The sequence below is a fragment of the Bradyrhizobium hipponense genome (assembly GCF_008123965.1).
GTDB classification, from domain to species: Bacteria; Pseudomonadota; Alphaproteobacteria; order Rhizobiales; family Xanthobacteraceae; genus Bradyrhizobium; species Bradyrhizobium hipponense.
Genome location: NZ_VSTH01000277.1, coordinates 1 through 853, shown reverse-complemented (window position 1 = coordinate 853; position 853 = coordinate 1). Strand labels below are relative to the sequence as shown.

Sequence of the window (853 nt, the reverse complement as noted above, 5' to 3'; positions counted from 1 at the left end):
GCTCATGCTGCCAACCTTGGGTCGTGTGCATGCATCGTGTAGGTCGACGACCACAGAAGCAGTTCGTCCAGTCGCGCCGCAGGCCAGCCATTGACGAGCTTAGAGAGGACGTCGGAGAGCCAGTGCTCGGCGCTGACGCTGTTGAGCTTACAGGTCTCGATTAACGAAGCTAGTACTCCCCAATTTTCGGCCCCCTCGTCACAACCGGCAAACAGGGAGTTCTTGGCGTTGAGCTTGATCGGCCGCATCGCACGCTCGACCGCATTCGTGTCCATCTCGATGCGCCCGTCATCAAGGTAGAGCGTCAGGCCGTCCCAATGACGCAGCGCATAACGCAAAGCCTTCGCCGTGTCGCTCTTCTGTGCAAGGTGATCAAGCTTTGCCTCAAACCACTGCTTCAAGGCTGCGGCTAAAGGCCGGGCATGCGCTTGTCGGCCTGCGCGGCGCTCAGCATCAGATCGGCCACGGAGTGCTTTCTCGACCGCGTAGAGTTGGGCGATGCGCTCGAGGGCCTCGCGGGCAACCGGAGCCGGTGCCGGAGAGGCCTCGCGCTCGATCTTCACAAACTGGCGCCGTAGATGCGACCAGCAGAAGGCGAGCGTGCCCGACAGCGCGTCCGCACGCGTCTCTCGGGTCATGGTCTTGTAAGCCTCATAGCCATCGCAGTGGATGATGCCACGATAGCCCTCAAGCAGCCTCAAGCCATGAACGGCGCCGCGGCCCGGTGCATAGGCGTAAACCACGCCAGGTGGGTCAGGTCCGGCCCAAGGCCTGTCATCGCGCGAGAGTGCCCAGAAGTAGCCGGTTTTGGTCCTGCCGCGCCCCGGATCCAACACCGGCGCCGGGGTCTCAT

The 853-nt window shown here is 62.7% G+C and carries 1 protein-coding gene; it reads right to left on the bottom strand.

Annotated features, from left to right (window positions below; genetic code table 11):
- Positions 1–2: 2 nt before the first annotated feature.
- Positions 3–853, bottom strand: an 851-nt coding sequence (tnpC, locus tag FXV83_RS41790) for an IS66 family transposase (RefSeq protein WP_148745820.1), incomplete at its 5' end; no start/stop codon positions are given.